This is a genomic window from Pseudomonas sp. PME37.24/025, assembly GCF_055556615.1.
Genome location: NZ_JBVHNK010000009.1, coordinates 147,857 through 164,741 on the forward strand (window position 1 = coordinate 147,857; position 16,885 = coordinate 164,741).

Here is a 16,885-nt window from a genome sequence, read left to right on the forward strand (position 1 = left end):
TCAGCATTCAGCTGTTAAAAAAGCCCGCCAGGGCGTTTTGCTTTGGCGGGATTTTTTACGCCCGAACCACCCGACGACTTATATGGAGAGCCTGTCATGACAGCCAAATGCGCAAATGCACTCCCGTCGCTTCAAGGGAACGCGACTACTGGCCGATAACCCGAACGGTCGTTGTCATTTTTATCTCTGGCGACCGGCAATTGTCATCACGGGTTTATGCGAAATTGCTTGATAGCCTATGGCCTCCCGCTATCATCTGCGCGCCAAAAAGGGCCGCGAAGCTGAGCTCGCCCCGTGTCGTTGCCTTTGGGTTGTTCTTCTTAAATTGCCTGGAAATCTTCGATGCTGTCGTATCACCAAAAAAGTTTTTTGATCGTCGATGATTTCTCGGATTTCCGCAGTTCCGTCAGGTCCATGCTGCGGGAGCTGGGCGTCAAGGACGTCGACACCGCCGATACCGGTGAACAGGCGTTGCGCATGTGCTCGCAGAAGTCCTACGACTTCATCCTGCAGGACTTCCACTTGGGCGATGGCAAGAAGAACGGTCAGCAGGTGCTCGAAGACCTGATGATCGAGAAGCTGATCAGCCATGAAAGTGTGTTTGTCATGGTCACCGCCGAAACCAGTCAGGCCATGGTGCTCAGCGCACTGGAGCACGAGCCTGATGCTTACCTGACAAAGCCGTTCAACCGTTCCGGCCTGGCCCAGCGTCTGGAGCGTCTGGAGCAGCGCAAGACCTTGCTTAAACCGATCCTGCAAGCCCTTGACCGGGGTAAACCGGTTGAAGTGCTCAATGCCTGCATCGCTCTGTGCAAACAAGACATTCGTTATTCGCCGCTGTGCCTGCGTTACCGCGCCGATGCGTTGCGCGACTTGAACCAGAACGAAGCGCTGGAGCGCCTGTACGACAGCATCATTGCTGATCGACCTTTGCCTTGGGCGTTTGCCGGGTTGGGCCAGTTGCTGTTCAAACGCGGCCAGGTCAGCCAGGCCAAAGGCATTTACGAAAAAGCCCTGAAAGTCTTCCCGATGATGCCAGCCCTCTACGACGGCATGGCCGATGTGCTGGTCGCCGAAGGCGACACCAAGGGGGCGCAGAGAGTCTTGGAAGAGGCTATTCGCCTGTCGCCGCTGGCGGTGCGCCGGCAGGCGTTGCTGGGCAAACTGGCGATGGCCAACGAGGATTTCGACACCGCCTCAAAAGCCTATCGCCAGGCCGTGACTCAAGGGGCTCAGTCGCGTTTCAAGGATGCGGAAAGCAACCTCGGCCTGGCCCATGCCTTGATCAGCAAAGGCAGTGAGAAGGGCCTGGACACCCGGACCCGTCTCGAAATCAACACGACGCTGAGTGCGGTGGCGAAGGAGAATCCTTCCGACCCCGGCCTGCAGATTCGTGCGCGTCTGATGAAAGCCACCAGCCTGCTGCTCAACGATGCCGAAACGGCCGAAAAGCTCACCGAGCAAGCGATGATGCGCCTCGATGGCATGGAGCAGTTCATGAGCGCCGAAGCGGCGCTGCTGGTGGCCAAACAGCTGCAAATGCTCGGGCAGGCGGATGCCGGCGCTTCGATGCTGAAGAACTGTGCGGAAATCTACGGCGACGATCCGACCGTGATGAAAGGCATCGCCAAACTGACTGACGACCCGACCATCCTCAACTCCGGCAACGCGGCCGCCGACCTTAACCGTCAGGGCGTGCGGGTGTACAAGACCGGCAACCTGGTGGAAGCCCGGGATGTGTTTCGCAAAGCTCTGGCACTGCAGCCAAAGAACATCAGTATTGCCCTGAACATGGCGCAATCGTTGCTGCATGGCACTGACACCAGCGTGCCGTCGGCCGAACTGGAAGAATGCCGCACCTGCCTGAAAACGGTCGGCCTGATGCCCGATACCGACGCGCGTTATCCGCGCTACCAGAAACTGAAAATCAAGGCGTTCGGCGAATGATCGACAGCGAACCGTCACTCGACTTTTCCACGGTGATTGCCTCCACCGTGCACGACATGAAGAACTCCCTGGCCATGCTGATGCAGGCGCACAGTCAATGGCTGGCACGCTTGCCCGATCCCGAGCGGCACACCCCCGAGCAGGGCGTGATCGACTTCGAGTTCGCCCACCTCAATGGCATGCTGGTGCAACTGCTGGGGTTGTACAAACTCGGCGTCAACCAGATGCCGTTGCAGCCGGCCTACCATGAGCTGGATGATTTCATTGAAGCGCAACTGGCGGCTCACCAAGAAGTGTTCGCCAGCCGCGGCATCATCGCGACGTATGAAGTGGACCCGTTGAGCCCGCTGGGTTTCTTCGACCGTGAGCTGATTGCCTCGGTGCTCGCCAATTGCATCAACAACGCCATTCGTTACGCCCGCCATGCCTTGTTGATCCGCGTCAGCGATGAGGCCGGGCAACTGGTGCTGACCATCAATGACGATGGTGAGGGTTACCCGCCCGAGATGATCGAGCGTCAAGCCGATTATGTGCAGGGCATCAACCACAGCAGTGGCAGCACCGGCCTGGGCCTGTACTTTGCCGGGCGGATTGCCGCGTTGCATCAGCGCAATGGCGTGGGCGGGCGCACCGAAATCAGTAATGGCGGCCCATTGGGTGGCGGTGTGTTCAGCCTCTATCTTCCCTGAATGACACAACCCCTTCGATTGTTCCCACAGGATTGCGCCTTTTTGTTTGACGCTGCTTGATATTCCGAACAGCCGGAGCCTATTTTGTACGAGTCGCCGTTCGCGGCTCGTACAACAAGGATTGCGTCATGACAACCGATGGCCATCGTTCACTCGCGCAGCGATTGACGGGCATTGATGAGATTGAATGTGTCACGCCGGACCTGAACGGCGTACCACGCGGCAAGGTGATGACCGCCGAAGGATTTTTTGAAGGGCGGCGTTTGCAGATGGCGCGGGGAGTGCTGCTGCAATGCATCATGGGCGGTTATCCGCCGGCGCGCTTTTACGGCAGTGATGATGGCGACTTGGCGCTGGTGCCTGATCCCGCGCAGATCCACCGCTTGCCCTGGAGCTCGCAGCCTCGGGCGCTGGCCATTTGCGATGCGGACGAACTGACTGGCGAGCGCTCGCCATTGTCGACCCGCGGCCAACTCAAGGCCGTGATCGCTCGATACGCCGCTCTCGGTCTGGCGCCGGTGGTGGCGACCGAACTGGAGTTCTTCGTCTTCGCGCCGAACCCTGACCCGAAGCAACCCTTCCAGCCGCCACTGGGCCTGGACGGTCGTCGCGAGGACGGTCATTCGGCGTTTAGCATCAGCTCCAATAACGGCTTGCGGCCGTTCTTCAATGAAGTCTACGAATGCATGGCGGCGCTGGGCTTGCCGCGCGATACCTTCATGCATGAGATGGGCGTCAGCCAATTCGAGATCAACCTGCTGCACGGCGATCCGCTACTGTTGGCCGACCAGACCTTGTTGTTCAAGCATCTGCTCAAGGAAGTGGCGCTCAAGCATGGCCTGACTGTGGTTTGCATGGCCAAGCCGTTGGCCCACACGCCGGGCAGTTCGATGCATATCCACCAGAGCATCGTCGAGATCGGCAGCGGGCGTAACGTATTCAGCGACAAGGCCGGCGAGCCGACCGCGACCTTCCGTCATTTTATCGGTGGTCAGCAGGCCGGCCTGGCGGATTTCACCGCGCTGTTTGCGCCGAACGTGAACTCCTATCAGCGCCTGTACCATCCTTTCGCATCACCGAATAATGCCTGCTGGTCCCACGACAATCGCGCGGCCGGGCTGCGCATTCCGGCCAGTTCACCGGTCGCTCGTCGGGTCGAGAATCGCTTGCCGGGGGCCGATGCCAATCCGTATCTGGCGATCGCCGCGAGCCTGGCCGCGGGGTTGTATGGCATCGAGAACAAACTGGAGCCGAGCGAGCCGATCCAGGGTGAGTTCGTTGTACCGGATAATCTTTCGTTGCCGTGTACCTTGCCTGCCGCTCTTGAACGTCTGAAACGTAGCCAATTGGCGAAGAAACTGTTCGGCAAGGAGTTCATCGAAGGCTACATCGCTTCGAAGACCATGGAGTTGACCAGCTTTTTTGATGAAATTACTCCCTGGGAACGGCGTGTTCTAGCAGCCCAGGCCTGACGATCCGTCGCCATCGGGCTATCGTTTGTCGATAGTCCGATACTCACTGCAAGGAGCCGCTCGGAACGCCGATGCGCCAAATCCTGAAATCCTTTCGAGGGCTTTATTTCGCCTCGCTGATGATGTTGATCGGCTCGGGCCTGTTGAGTACTTACCTTGCCCTGCGCCTGGCGGCCGACAAAGTCGACAGCCTGTGGGTCGGTGCGTTGATGGCCGCCAACTATTTCGGCCTGGTGCTGGGCGGCAAGATCGGCCACCGGCTAATTGCCCGGGTCGGGCATATTCGAGCCTATTCAGCCTGCGCCGGAATCGTCGGCGCGGCAGTGCTGGGTCATGGTCTGGTGGACTGGTTGCCCGCGTGGCTGTTCCTGCGGGTGATCGTCGGCCTGGGCATGATGTGCCAATACATGGTGATCGAAAGCTGGCTCAATGAGCAGGCAGAAGCCAATAAGCGTGGGGTCGTGTTCAGCGGCTACATGATCGCCTCGTACCTGGGGCTGGTATTGGGTCAGTTGATTCTGGTCATGCACCCGGGCCTGGGCCTGGAATTGCTGATGCTGGTCGCCCTGTGTTTCGCCCTGTGCCTTGTGCCGGTAGCCCTGACACGGCGGATTCACCCGGCGCCTTTGCACCCGGCGCCGATGGAACCACGGTTCTTCATCAAGCGCGTGCCGCAGTCATTGAGTACGGTGTTGGGGTCGGGTTTGATCGTCGGTTCATTCTACGGTCTGGCGCCGCTGTATGCCTCGCAGCAAGGGTTGTCGACCGAACAGGTCGGTCTGTTCATGGGTAGCTGCATTTTTGCAGGGCTGGTGGTGCAGTGGCCGTTGGGTTGGCTGTCGGACCGCTATGACCGGGCGCTGTTGATCCGCTGTTTCGCGTTTAGCCTGGCGCTGGCTGCATTGCCCCTGGCGATCATGCGGCAGGTGCCGCTTGAGGTGCTGTTCGTCGCCGGGTTTTTCTGTTCGCTGGTGCAGTTCTGCCTGTACCCGTTGGCGGTAGCGTTCTCCAACGACCACGTCGAGGGTGATCGCCGGGTGTCGCTGACGGCGATGCTGCTGGTGACCTACGGTGTCGGCGCGAGTATCGGGCCGTTGGTGGCCGGGGTGTTGATGAAGCTGTTCGGCAGTCAGATGCTCTATGCCTTCTTCAGTTTTTTCGCCTTGGTGCTGGTATGGCGAATTCGTCCGAAAGCGGTTACCAACCTGCATCAGGTGGACGATGCTCCACTGCATCACGTGGCCATGCCGGACAGCATGTCGAGTTCACCACTGGTCGCTTGCCTTGACCCGCGAGTCGATGAGCAGGTGGTGCAGGATCAGATGCAGAATCCGGTCAACCCTGAAGCTGACTTCAATCCGGATGCCGGGCCGGAAACCGAAGCTGCAACAGATTCGGAATCAAAAGACCCTGACGCGGGTCGCGAGCAAAGTTTTACCGAAGCAAGGCCTTGATCAAGGCATAAAAAACGGGCAGTCACCGCAAGGGGCTGCCCGTTTTTTTATGGGAGTGGCGTATCAGAAGTCGTCTTTATCGAAGCGCCGCGCTTCGCGCTGAAGCTGATAGACGAACCGCTCGACCTGCCGCTGCACCAGGCCGCTCATGTTGTGAAAACGCACACCGGCAAAAGTGGTGTTGATCTTTTCTTCGAAGTGCAGGTAACGCAGCTCGACCGGTGCCGTCATGCTGCCGAAGGGCAGGGCGGCAACGAAGCGGTCATAGACTTGACCCAGTTGTAGCTTGGCGGTGATGTCGCCCTCGAAGCGCAACTTGCAGCCGGTGGCGGAGATGTCCAGCAGTTTGCCGTTGATGGGCGACTTGAGTTTGTCGCCCCCCAGTTCGACATTGACCAGTTGTGCCAGCTTCAACGCAGCGCGAAAAGCATTGCGGCGCTGGTGGTAAACCACCTCATCGGGCAGCGCGCCACGGTAGCAGCGGCCATCGCCGGATTCGTCGATGGTCAGCGGGCCATTGCTTTCCCAGGCGATGCGTACACCGTCGTGAAAGCCTTCGACCTTGAACGGTTCGCCAGCCAGCAGATAGCGTTCGCCGTCGCGCGGGATCATTTCGTCCAGGGCGATCATGTTGCTGTCACGGTCGATGTCCACCAGATAACTCTGGAAGCGCTGGCTGCGCTCATGGAACGTGATGATCAGCGGGTCATGGCTGTCTTGCAGCTGACGCAGATTGCCGGAGATTTCCAGGGGCGTGGTGAGCACCTTGGGTGGCTGCGGAGCATCTTCCGCGCTTAAGGCATTGGACACGGGGTATCAATCTCCAGACAAATATGACTACTAGCCAGCATTCTGCCAGCATGTTTCGCGTCTTGATAGGGCGTGCTCATTGAAAGGCTCAAGCCTGACTGAGCGGGCGTGGTTTTGCGAGTTTGGAGGTTGAACCGCGGGCATCGTAGAGCGCTGGCGGCTCGCCGCCGGTGAGGATTTTCAGCTGGTTGGCCGTGGCGGCCTGCTGCACCAGAATCGACTGGCCATTGTTGACATTGGCGGCCTGACACTGGGCCAGGAGGTCGGTCAGTACGTCGCTCTGTGCCAGCAACTGGTCACCAATGCTCGAATGGCTGGCAAGTTGCTCCAGGCCCTGGCGATTGGTTGGCAGGTTGAGGCTGGCGAGGATTTCACTGCGTTTGCGGCCATGCTGCTCAAGCAAAATGATCAATGCCTGTTTCTGCGCCAGAATCTCTTCGAGCAGTGGCATGTCGCGACCGTGCAGCGCGAGGGACTCGGTTTGCAGCAGCTCCAGCAGGTGTTGCGCCGGGGCAAAGTCGTCGATGATCAGTTGCAGTAAATTAGTGTCGTGCATGGCTGGCCTTGGGTTTTAAGCGTCCAAAAGCCGGCGCGGGCCGTGGCCTAGCGCTGGGCTTCGAAGTTGAGCAGTTTGCTGGCTACACGGTTGCTGTCGACTTTATAGCTGCCATCGGCAATCGCTGCTTTCAACTCGGCCACGCGGGCTTTGTCGACTGCAGGCTGATCGCGCAGCTTGTCAGTGACCTTCTGCAACTGTTGAGCCTCATTGCTGAGGTGTACCGATTCCCCGCTTTTGGTGGTACTGGCCTGTTCGGCCGGGGTATTCAGCGGCGCGGATTGGCCGGCTTCGGCGGTTTCCTTCGCTGCGCTGGTACGTGTACTGCCCGTAAGTGACGAGGAGCTGTTTAAACGACTGAAATCGATGACCATGACAAAAAACCTCTGGGTATTTGGACGCTTGCCATGTTTTCGGCTCTTCCCCGGAAAACTTTAGGCCCATTTATCAATGAGCTTGCATGCGCCAGCGTGTCTTCCGCATGCGGCACAGTTTAGGGAACAGCCAGGCTCGGCGCCATATTTTCACGAACAGAGATCCCTACATGGCCGCTCACATAGAAACTTCCACCTGGCCGGGCGCGGTGACTTGCGCCTTGATGACCCGCTGGGAGTTAAGGTTTTTCACGCGAATCTGTTCGCTCATGCCGCCATCGGATAGCGCTTCACCCGGCATGCGTACACTGAGCGTACCACTGCGGGCGGTAATCACCACCTGATCGCCCTTGCGAATGACTTCCGCCTGTTCGAGGTGCACCAGGGTAATGACCTGATCGGCGACCATTGGTCGGGTAAGTTTCTGTCCGATCGCCTGATCCACGGAGGTCAGAAAACCCTGATTTATCAGGCTGATATCACGTTCGCGCAGGGTCACGTCCTGAGGCTCGATAATCCCTGTGCGCTTGAGGGGGCGGGTGGTGGTCACGATGTCGCGAAACAGCCGTACTTGAGCGGGTACGAAGACTGTCCAGGGGGATGCGCCCTCGCAGCGAACCTTGACCGTGACCCGGCCCAGAGGCCTGGCGGGGCTCTCGAGGGTGGCTGTCAATTCCTTGTCGCACATGGGCATGCGCAGGCGTGGATCGAGCTGGTTGACCTCGATCTCGTAGCGCCCTTGTGTTTGACTCGTGGCCAGATAGTCTTCTACGGTGAATTCAAGAAAGCCCTGAGTGACGCCGATAAGCATGTCAGGCAAGGTAACCGCGTCAGCAAGGGCAGGGCTGCCAGCGTTGAACAGGCAAACGGCCGACAACACGCCGCGCAATCTGCGGCAGGTTGATGTCAGGCGTCGAAAAAATGTCGGTTCTGTGTTCATAAGAGTTAAAAAGCAAGCGCCGTGCCGTTTAGTGATGAATGTGCGTCGCAACACACTTAGCGTTGGTGTAGGAGTCTGGCATGGCTGGTGTAATGGATTCGGTGAACCAGCGCACGCAACTGGTAGGGCAGAATCGCCTTGAGCTGTTGTTGTTCCGTCTCGACGGCCAGCAGCTGTATGGGATCAACGTATTCAAGGTTCGTGAGGTGCTGCAATGCCCCAAGCTGACCCTGATGCCCAAGTCCAGTCCTGTCGTGTGCGGTGTGGCAAATATTCGGGGGGCGACCATTCCGATTCTGGATCTGGCGATGGCGACCGGTTCCGGAGCGCTGAAAGATCAAAGCAATCCCTTCGTGATCATCACGGAGTACAACACCAAGACCCAGGGTTTCCTGGTGCGCTCGGTGGAGCGCATCGTCAACATGAACTGGGAAGAGATTCATCCGCCACCCAAGGGCACCGGGCGCGACCACTACCTGACGGCTGTGACTCGGGTCGACAACCAGTTAGTCGAAATCATCGACGTCGAGAAGGTGCTGGCGGAAGTGGCGCCGACACCGGAAGCGATTTCGGTGGGCGTGGTGGATGTCGAGACTCAGCACAAGGCGTTGTCCTTGCGCGTGCTGACGGTCGATGACTCATCGGTGGCGCGCAAGCAAGTCACGCGTTGTCTGCAAACGATCGGCGTCGAAGTGGTGGCGTTGAACGACGGTCGGCAAGCGCTGGATTACCTGCGCAAGCTGGTCGATGAGGGCAAGAAGCCGGAAGACGAGTTCCTGATGATGATCTCCGACATCGAGATGCCGGAGATGGACGGGTACACCCTGACGGCCGAGATCCGCGCCGACCCGCGCATGCAAAAGCTTCATATCATCCTGCACACTTCGTTGTCGGGTGTGTTCAATCAGGCGATGGTCAAGAAAGTCGGTGCCGATGACTTCCTGGCCAAGTTCCGTCCTGATGACTTGGCATCCCGGGTGGTCGACCGGATCAAAGCAGCAGATATCAGCTAGGGGCGCTTTGCCCCTGGCGGTCAACACGATTTAAGAGGCCGCATCATTGTCTACGGGTAATTTGGATTTCGAACAGTTCCGGGTCTTCCTGGAAAAAGCCTGTGGCATTTTGCTCGGTGAAAACAAGCAATACCTGGTCTCGAGCCGTCTCAACAAACTGATGGAACAGCAGGGCATCAAATCGCTGGGTGAATTGGTTCAGCGCATCCAGACCCAACCGCGCAGCGGTTTGCGCGAGCTAGTGGTGGATGCCATGACCACCAACGAAACCCTGTGGTTTCGTGACACCTATCCGTTTGAAGTCTTGAAGAACAAGGTATTGCCTGAGTCGATCAAGGCAAGCCCCGGACAGCGCCTGCGGATCTGGTCGGCGGCGTGTTCGTCGGGTCAGGAACCGTATTCGCTGTCGATGTCCATCGATGAGTTCGAGCGGGTCAACATGGGCCAGCTGAAGATGGGCGTGCAGATCGTTGCCACGGACCTGTCCGGCACCATGCTGACCAACTGCAAGACCGGTGAATACGACAGCCTGGCCATCGGTCGCGGTCTGTCGCCCGAGCGCCTTCAGCGTTACTTCGACCCGAAAGGGCCGGGACGCTGGGCCATCAAGGCACCGATCAAGAGTCGCGTGGAATTTCGCTCGTTCAACCTGCTCGACAGCTACGCGAGCCTGGGCAAGTTCGACATCGTGTTTTGCCGCAACGTGCTGATTTACTTCTCCGCCGAGGTGAAGAAAGACATCCTGTTGCGCATCCACAGCACGCTCAAGCCCGGCGGCTATCTGTTCCTTGGCGCGTCCGAAGCGCTGAACGGTTTGCCGGATCATTATCAAATGGTCCAGTGCAGCCCGGGGATCATTTACAAGGCGAAGTGATTCGTTGCTTCATCAAAAAACGGGAGTCCTCAGGGGCTCCCGTTTTTTTGTGCCTGATGATTTCGCAAGTCCACCGTCATCCCGCTGTGGGAGCGAACTGTGGCGAGGGGGCTTGCCCCCGTTGGGCTGCGAAGCAGACCTAAAATCTCTGATGTAGCAAAAATCCTGTGAGTGCTACGCACTCAAACGGGGGCAAGCCCCCTCGCCACAGTCCGTTCCCACAGGGTCAGTTGTTGTTCTGGCGATTGGTGATAAGCGGCAGAAAAGCGGCAGGCGGCGGAAATCGGTTGCCGCTTTTCTGGCATTGCCGCCTTGCCACCGCGCGCAAAGCCCCGGTTTACGGGCTTTTTTGAATTGGCACGCCGCTTGCTATATCCATCGTACGAAAAATCAGGTCACCCGAAGGTTTCCCGACATGAGCATCAGCTTCGATAAAGCGCTCGGTATCCACGAACAAGCCTTGGGCTTCCGCGCTCAGCGTGCCGAAGTCCTGGCCAACAACATCGCCAACGCCGATACCCCGAACTACAAGGCTCGGGATCTGGACTTCTCGAAAGTGCTCGCCGAGCAGAACGAGAAAACCAAAAACGGCAAGTTCGCCTTGAACATGACCAACAGCCGTCATATCGAAGCTGAAGGCATGGGCAGCGGCGATGAGTCGCTGATGTATCGCACGCCGATGCAACCGTCGATTGACCAGAACACCGTGGACGCCCAGCTGGAACAGTCGAACTACGCGGAAAACGCGGTCAACTTCCAGGCCAGCTTCACCCTGCTCAACAGTAAATTCAAAGGGCTCGTGTCAGCCCTGCGCGGAGAGTAATCCATGTCCCTATCCAGTGTTTTCAACATTGCCGGTAGCGGCATGAGTGCGCAAACCACGCGCCTGAACACCGTGGCCTCGAACATCGCCAACGCCGAGACCGTCTCGTCGAGCATCGACCAGACCTACCGTGCCCGTCACCCGGTGTTCGCCACCATGTTCCAGGGTGGCCAGAGCGGCGGCAGCGATTCGCTGTTCCAGAACCAGGACGCGGCCGGTCAAGGCGTGCAAGTGCTGGGCGTGGTCGAAGACCAGAGCAACCTTGAAGCGCGCTACGAGCCGAACCATCCGGCCGCCGATGCCAAGGGCTACGTCTACTACCCGAACGTCAACGTCGTCGAAGAAATGGCCGACATGATTTCCGCGAGCCGTTCGTTCCAGACCAACGCCGAAATGATGAACACCGCCAAAACCATGATGCAGAAGGTCCTGACCCTCGGTCAGTGATAAGGGGCGATTCATATGAGCGTTATCAGCGATGTTCTGGCCAGCTCTTCGGTCCAGACCCCTACCACCAAAGACAGCCTGACCTCGGCCGCTACCGGCGGCCAGGCGCTGGGCAAGGATGCGTTCCTGCAATTGCTGGTGACTCAGCTGAAAAACCAGAACCCGCTCGATCCTCAGGACAACAGCGCGTTCGTGGCCCAGCTGGCGCAGTTCAGTAGCCTGGAAGGTATCACCACGCTGAACGACACTGTCAGCGGTATTGCGGGCAACTACAACTCGTCGCAAGCCTTGCAGGCTTCTTCGCTGGTGGGGCGTTCGGTCGTCGCGCAGACCGACAAAACGGTGGTTGACACCTCCAAGAGCCTCAACGGTACCGTCGTGGTACCGACATCGGTTTCCGCGGCCACCGTCAAGATCACCAACTCTGCAGGCACGACCATCCGCACCCTCGACCTGGGCAGCCAAAGCGCCGGCAACGCCAGTTTCATCTGGGACGGCAAGGACGATGCGGGTGTGGTGGCACCGGCGGGTACTTACACCTTTGGCGCGACGACCACCATCGACGGCACGAACACCTCACTGATTACTTACCTGCCGGCAACGGTCAACAGCGTGACCATCAGCCAGACCGGCGGTGAGTTGATGCTGAACCTGGCAGGCATGGGCAGCGTTGCCCTGTCCAAAGTTCAAACCATTGGTATATAGAGCCGACTAGCACGGCACAAAGGAGTGGAATATGTCTTTCAATATCGGCCTTAGCGGTCTCTATGCAGCCAACAAGCAACTGGACGTGACCGGCAACAACATCGCCAACGTCGCGACCACCGGTTTCAAATCGTCCCGTGCAGAATTCGAAGACGTGTACTCAGCCACTCGCCTGGGTACCGGCAGCAAGACCATTGGTAATGGCGTGCGTCTGGCCAACGTTTCCCAGCAGTTCAGCCAGGGCGACGTGAACAACACCGGCAACGTGCTCGACATGGGCATCCAGGGCAACGGCTTCTTCATCCTCAGCGACAACGGTTCCCTGAGCTACACCCGTGCCGGTGCGTTCAAGACCGATGCTGAAAACTATGTGGTTGATAACAACGGCAACCGTCTGCAGGGTTATGGCGTCGACTCCAATGGCAAGATCATCAACGGTGTGTTGACCGATTTGAAGATTGATACTTCGAGTCTGAAACCGAACCCGACGACCAAGGTTGATCAGACGATGAACCTGAACTCGGCTGAAACAACACCGACGGTGACGCCGTTCAGTCCTACCGATACCAACAGCTATAACAAGACCATTTCTACCAAGGTCTACGATAGCCAGGGTAACGAGCACACCATGGATCAGTACTACGTGAAAACGGGTACCAACGCTTGGCGTGTTCACACTTACATGGACGGTCGTTCCCCGGCCAACCCTGCAACCACGCCTCCAGTGGCGATCACCGCCGACATCACATTCAACTCCAACGGCAGCATCAATACGCTGACGGCGGGTGCTGGCTGGACCCAGACTGGCAACACGTTGACCATGACCGGTTGGGTGCCTGGTGCCGTGACCAACGCCGCAACGACTCCTGTGACCTGGGGCCCGAACGGTTCCGTCGCGGCCACGGGTGGTATTGCGTTCAACATGGCGTTGACCACCTCTTACAACTCGCCAACCGCTCGTACCGCCCAATTCCAGGACGGCTACGCCACCGGCCAGATCTCCAGCCTGACCATCGACGCCAGCGGCGTCATGACCGCCAACTTCAGCAACCAGCAAACCAAGGCCATCGGCCAGGTAGCGGTCGCCAGCTTCGCCAACGAGCAAGGCTTGCAGCCAGTGGGCGGTACCCGCTGGAAAGAAACCTTTGCGTCCGGCGTGGCCGGCGTCGATGCGCCGAAGACCGGTACCCTGGGTTCGGTCGTGTCCAACTCCCTGGAAGAGTCCAACGTCAACCTGACCAACGAACTGGTTGATCTGATCAAGGCGCAGAGCAACTACCAGGCAAACGCCAAGACCATCTCCACCCAGAGCACCATCATGCAGACCATCATTCAGATGACCTGATGCTGGGTATCGCTGCATAAAAAACCCCTCGCAAGAGGGGTTTTTTATGGCCGGGAATTTTGTCAGTGCATAAGGTTTTGGTTGTCTGTGCTGACCCCTTCGTCGGAACGCCGCCCGGGGCAAGCCCGCTCCCACAGGGTTTTGTGTCGTTAGTGGAAACCATGAACACACAAAATCCTGTGGGAGCGTGGCTTGCCCGCGATGGCGTCAGACCGGCCACCACGTTCCTCAAGGCAAAAGAAAACCCCCGACCAATCCAGAGGACTGATCGGGGGTTGTCGAGGTAAGCGCCTTTCAGCGCTCACCGGCTCAGCTTATTGGCAAGCTTCGCAATCCGGCTCGTCGATGGCGCAAGCCTTCGGCACTGGAGCAGGACCGGCAGGAGCCGCCAGAACCGAATCTTCACCGTGGTTGCCGCCGCTGGAAACAGCGTTCAGCTTACCGGTGTTGATGGTCGACTTCTCAGTGCTGGTCGCGGCCAGGGCACGGAGGTAGTAAGTGGTTTTCAGACCACGGTACCAAGCCATGCGGTAGGTCACGTCCAGCTTCTTGCCCGAAGCGCCAGCGATGTACAGGTTCAGCGATTGAGCCTGGTCGATCCACTTCTGACGACGGCTGGCCGCGTCAACGATCCACTTGGTGTCCACTTCGAACGCAGTCGCGTAGAGCTCTTTGAGTTCTTGCGGGATACGCTCGATCTGCTGTACCGAACCGTCGTAGTACTTCAGGTCGTTGATCATGACCGAGTCCCACAGGCCGCGAGCTTTCAGATCGCGAACCAGGTACGGGTTGATCACGGTGAATTCGCCCGACAGGTTCGATTTCACATAGAGGTTCTGATAAGTCGGTTCGATCGACTGCGACACGCCAGTAATGTTGGCAATGGTCGCGGTCGGTGCGATGGCCATGATGTTGGAGTTACGAATGCCTTTCTGAACGCGGGCACGAACCGGTGCCCAGTCCAGGGATTCGTTCAGGTCAACGTCGATGTACTTCTGGCCACGTTGCTCGATCAGGATCTGTTGCGAATCCAGCGGCAGGATGCCTTTGGACCACAGCGAACCCTGGAACGTCTCGTAAGCGCCGCGCTCGTCGGCCAGGTCGCAGGAAGCCTGGATCGCGTAGTAGCTGACCGCTTCCATCGACTTGTCGGCGAACTCGACGGCAGCGTCGGAACCGTAAGGAATGTGCTGCAGGTACAAAGCGTCCTGGAAGCCCATGATGCCCAGACCGACCGGACGGTGCTTGAAGTTGGAGTTCTTCGCTTGTGGCACCGAGTAGTAGTTGATGTCGATAACGTTATCGAGCATGCGAACGGCGGTGTTCACGGTGCGTTCCAGCTTGGCGGTGTCCAGCTTGCCGTTGGTGATGTGGTTCGGCAGGTTGATCGAGCCCAGGTTGCAAACGGCGATCTCGTCCTTGTTGGTGTTCAAGGTGATCTCGGTGCACAGGTTCGAGCTGTGAACCACGCCCACGTGCTGCTGCGGGCTGCGCAGGTTGCACGGGTCTTTGAAGGTCAGCCATGGGTGGCCGGTTTCAAACAGCATGGACAGCATTTTGCGCCACAGGTCTTTGGCCTGGATGGTCTTGAACAGCTTGATCTTGCCCGGGTACTCGGACAGGGCTTCGTAGTACTCGTAACGCTCTTCGAAAGCCTTGCCGGTCAGGTCGTGCAGGTCCGGCACTTCGGACGGCGAGAACAGGGTCCACTTGCCGTCATCGAAGACGCGCTTCATGAACAGGTCAGGGATCCAGTTGGCGGTGTTCATGTCGTGGGTACGACGGCGATCATCACCGGTGTTCTTACGCAGTTCGATGAACTCTTCGATGTCCATGTGCCAGGTTTCCAGGTAGGCACACACAGCGCCTTTGCGCTTGCCACCCTGGTTAACGGCGACGGCGGTGTCGTTCACGACTTTCAGGAACGGAACAACGCCCTGGGATTTGCCGTTGGTGCCCTTGATGTACGAACCGAGTGCACGAACCGGGGTCCAGTCGTTGCCCAGGCCGCCAGCGAATTTGGACAGCATGGCGTTGTCGTGGATCGCATGGTAAATGCCCGACAGGTCATCCGGCACGGTGGTCAGGTAGCAGCTCGACAGCTGTGGACGCAGGGTACCGGCGTTGAACAGGGTCGGGGTCGAGGACATGTAGTCGAAGGACGACAACAGGTTGTAGAACTCGATCGCACGGTCTTCTTTGTTCTTCTCTTCGATTGCCAGGCCCATGGCCACGCGCATGAAGAAAATCTGCGGCAGTTCGAAGCGGATACCGTCCTTGTGGATGAAGTAACGGTCGTACAGGGTTTGCAGGCCCAGGTACGTGAACTGCTGATCGCGCTCGTGGTTGATTGCCTTGCCGAGTTTTTCCAGGTCGAAAGTCGCCAGAACCGGGTTCAGCAATTCGAATTCGATACCCTTCGCGATATAGGCTGGAAGCGCCTTGGCGTACAGATCGACCATTTCGTGGTGGGTCGCGCTCTCGGCGACGCCCAGGAAGTTCAGGCCTTCGGCACGCAGGGTGTCCATCAGCAGGCGAGCAGTCACGAACGAATAGTTCGGCTCACGCTCGACCAGCGTACGGGCGGTCATCACCAGAGCGGTGTTGACGTCGGTCAGGGCCACGCCGTCGTACAGGTTTTTCAGGGTTTCGCGCTGGATCAGGTCGCCGTCGACTTCTGCAAGGCCTTCGCACGCTTCGGTAACGATGGTGTTCAGACGGCCCATGTCCAGAGGTGCAAGGCTGCCATCGGCGCGAGTGATGCGGATCGACGGGTGAGCGTTAACGGCTTCTTCGGCCGGTGCGTGGGCAGCGCGTTCTTTGGAACGACCGTCACGGTAGATCACGTAGTCGCGGGCCACTTTCTGCTCGCCGGCACGCATCAGGGCCAGTTCGACCTGGTCCTGGATTTCTTCGATGTGGATGGTGCCGCCCGATGGCATGCGACGCTTGAAGGTCGCGGTGACCTGTTCGGTCAGGCGGGCAACGGTGTCGTGGATGCGCGACGAAGCGGCAGCGGTGCCGCCTTCAACTGCAAGAAACGCTTTGGTGATGGCGACGGTGATTTTGTCATCGGTGTAAGGAACGACAGTCCCGTTACGCTTGATCACGCGCAGCTGGCCAGGCGCGGTGGCGGACAGATCCGAATTCGAATCGGCGGCCTGCGGCAAGGTGCCCTGCGGGTTCTCGCGAGTTGTGTCGGTTTGCATGGGGGGTTGTCTCCACATTCTCTATGTTTGTTTGGGCACCGTCACGGTACCCACCGTTCTGTCCTGAAGCACTACAACCGACGTGGCGTCGGGCATAACAACTTCGGGACAGTAGGAAAAAGGCTAATGATGCCGCTTCCTTGCCGAAGTCTTTGGCCGCGAGCCTGGGCTCGAAGCCGGATTCCTTTCAGGGGTGCCAGTTTTGACTGCAACACCCGTACCGTTTT

The 16,885-nt window shown here is 58.5% G+C and carries 15 protein-coding genes; 10 read left to right on the forward strand and 5 right to left on the reverse strand.

Going from position 1 to position 16,885, the window contains the following annotated elements:
• Positions 1-342: 342 nt before the first annotated feature.
• The 4 genes from ACZ3HH_RS17680 (at position 343) to ACZ3HH_RS17695 (ending at position 5,562) form a co-directional block, all read left to right on the forward strand.
• Positions 343-1,947, forward strand: coding sequence for a response regulator (locus ACZ3HH_RS17680; RefSeq protein ID WP_465806308.1), 1,605 nt, complete (start codon positions 343-345; stop codon positions 1,945-1,947).
• Entirely contained in the window at positions 1,944-2,636 is a 693-nt protein-coding gene (locus ACZ3HH_RS17685) for a sensor histidine kinase (protein ID WP_465806310.1), read from the forward strand. Before ACZ3HH_RS17680 ends, ACZ3HH_RS17685 begins: the two co-directional genes overlap by 4 nt.
• A gap of 230 nt (positions 2,637-2,866) precedes the next feature.
• A complete protein-coding gene (locus ACZ3HH_RS17690) occupies positions 2,867-4,108 on the forward strand; it encodes a glutamine synthetase family protein (RefSeq protein WP_465806527.1) in 1,242 nt (413 codons plus the stop codon).
• A gap of 71 nt (positions 4,109-4,179) precedes the next feature.
• Entirely contained in the window at positions 4,180-5,562 is a 1,383-nt protein-coding gene (locus ACZ3HH_RS17695; RefSeq protein WP_465806312.1) for an MFS transporter, read from the forward strand.
• A gap of 63 nt (positions 5,563-5,625) precedes the next feature.
• On the opposite strand, the gene ACZ3HH_RS17700 is transcribed toward ACZ3HH_RS17695, so the two are convergent.
• From ACZ3HH_RS17700 to flgA, 4 genes are all read right to left on the reverse strand, one after another.
• A complete protein-coding gene (locus ACZ3HH_RS17700; protein ID WP_465806314.1) occupies positions 5,626-6,372 on the reverse strand; it encodes a flagellar brake protein in 747 nt (248 codons plus the stop codon).
• Positions 6,373-6,460: 88 nt separating this feature from the next.
• A complete protein-coding gene (locus ACZ3HH_RS17705) occupies positions 6,461-6,928 on the reverse strand; it encodes a flagella synthesis protein FlgN (protein WP_008071798.1) in 468 nt (155 codons plus the stop codon).
• 47 nt (positions 6,929-6,975) lie between these two features.
• Positions 6,976-7,302 carry a flagellar biosynthesis anti-sigma factor FlgM gene (gene flgM, locus ACZ3HH_RS17710; RefSeq protein WP_105346318.1) on the reverse strand — a complete coding sequence of 109 codons (327 nt, stop codon included), beginning with the start codon at positions 7,300-7,302 and terminating at the stop codon, positions 6,976-6,978.
• Between the two features lie 178 nt (positions 7,303-7,480).
• Complete coding sequence (flgA, locus tag ACZ3HH_RS17715) at positions 7,481-8,242, reverse strand: flagellar basal body P-ring formation chaperone FlgA (RefSeq protein WP_465806317.1); 762 nt, start codon at positions 8,240-8,242, stop codon at positions 7,481-7,483.
• Between the two features lie 80 nt (positions 8,243-8,322).
• Between flgA and ACZ3HH_RS17720 the strand changes: the two genes are divergently transcribed.
• From ACZ3HH_RS17720 to flgE, 6 genes are all read left to right on the forward strand, one after another.
• Positions 8,323-9,255 carry a chemotaxis protein CheV gene (locus tag ACZ3HH_RS17720; protein WP_095051642.1) on the forward strand — a complete coding sequence of 311 codons (933 nt, stop codon included), beginning with the start codon at positions 8,323-8,325 and terminating at the stop codon, positions 9,253-9,255.
• 46 nt (positions 9,256-9,301) lie between these two features.
• Positions 9,302-10,129, forward strand: a complete 828-nt coding sequence (cheR, locus tag ACZ3HH_RS17725; RefSeq protein WP_367374614.1) for a protein-glutamate O-methyltransferase CheR — start codon at positions 9,302-9,304, stop codon at positions 10,127-10,129.
• Between the two features lie 415 nt (positions 10,130-10,544).
• Positions 10,545-10,952: a flagellar basal body rod protein FlgB gene (gene flgB / locus ACZ3HH_RS17730; protein ID WP_465806320.1), complete on the forward strand. Its 408-nt coding sequence runs from the start codon at positions 10,545-10,547 to the stop codon at positions 10,950-10,952.
• A gap of 3 nt (positions 10,953-10,955) precedes the next feature.
• Positions 10,956-11,399: a flagellar basal body rod protein FlgC gene (gene flgC, locus ACZ3HH_RS17735; RefSeq protein WP_007937507.1), complete on the forward strand. Its 444-nt coding sequence runs from the start codon at positions 10,956-10,958 to the stop codon at positions 11,397-11,399.
• Positions 11,400-11,414: 15 nt separating this feature from the next.
• Positions 11,415-12,104 carry a flagellar hook assembly protein FlgD gene (flgD, locus tag ACZ3HH_RS17740; RefSeq protein ID WP_465806323.1) on the forward strand — a complete coding sequence of 230 codons (690 nt, stop codon included), beginning with the start codon at positions 11,415-11,417 and terminating at the stop codon, positions 12,102-12,104.
• 31 nt (positions 12,105-12,135) lie between these two features.
• Positions 12,136-13,449, forward strand: coding sequence for a flagellar hook protein FlgE (gene flgE, locus ACZ3HH_RS17745; RefSeq protein WP_465806325.1), 1,314 nt, complete (start codon positions 12,136-12,138; stop codon positions 13,447-13,449).
• A gap of 314 nt (positions 13,450-13,763) precedes the next feature.
• On the opposite strand, the gene ACZ3HH_RS17750 is transcribed toward flgE, so the two are convergent.
• Positions 13,764-16,658 carry a ribonucleoside-diphosphate reductase subunit alpha gene (locus tag ACZ3HH_RS17750; protein ID WP_465806327.1) on the reverse strand — a complete coding sequence of 965 codons (2,895 nt, stop codon included), beginning with the start codon at positions 16,656-16,658 and terminating at the stop codon, positions 13,764-13,766.
• Positions 16,659-16,885 lie beyond the last annotated feature (227 nt).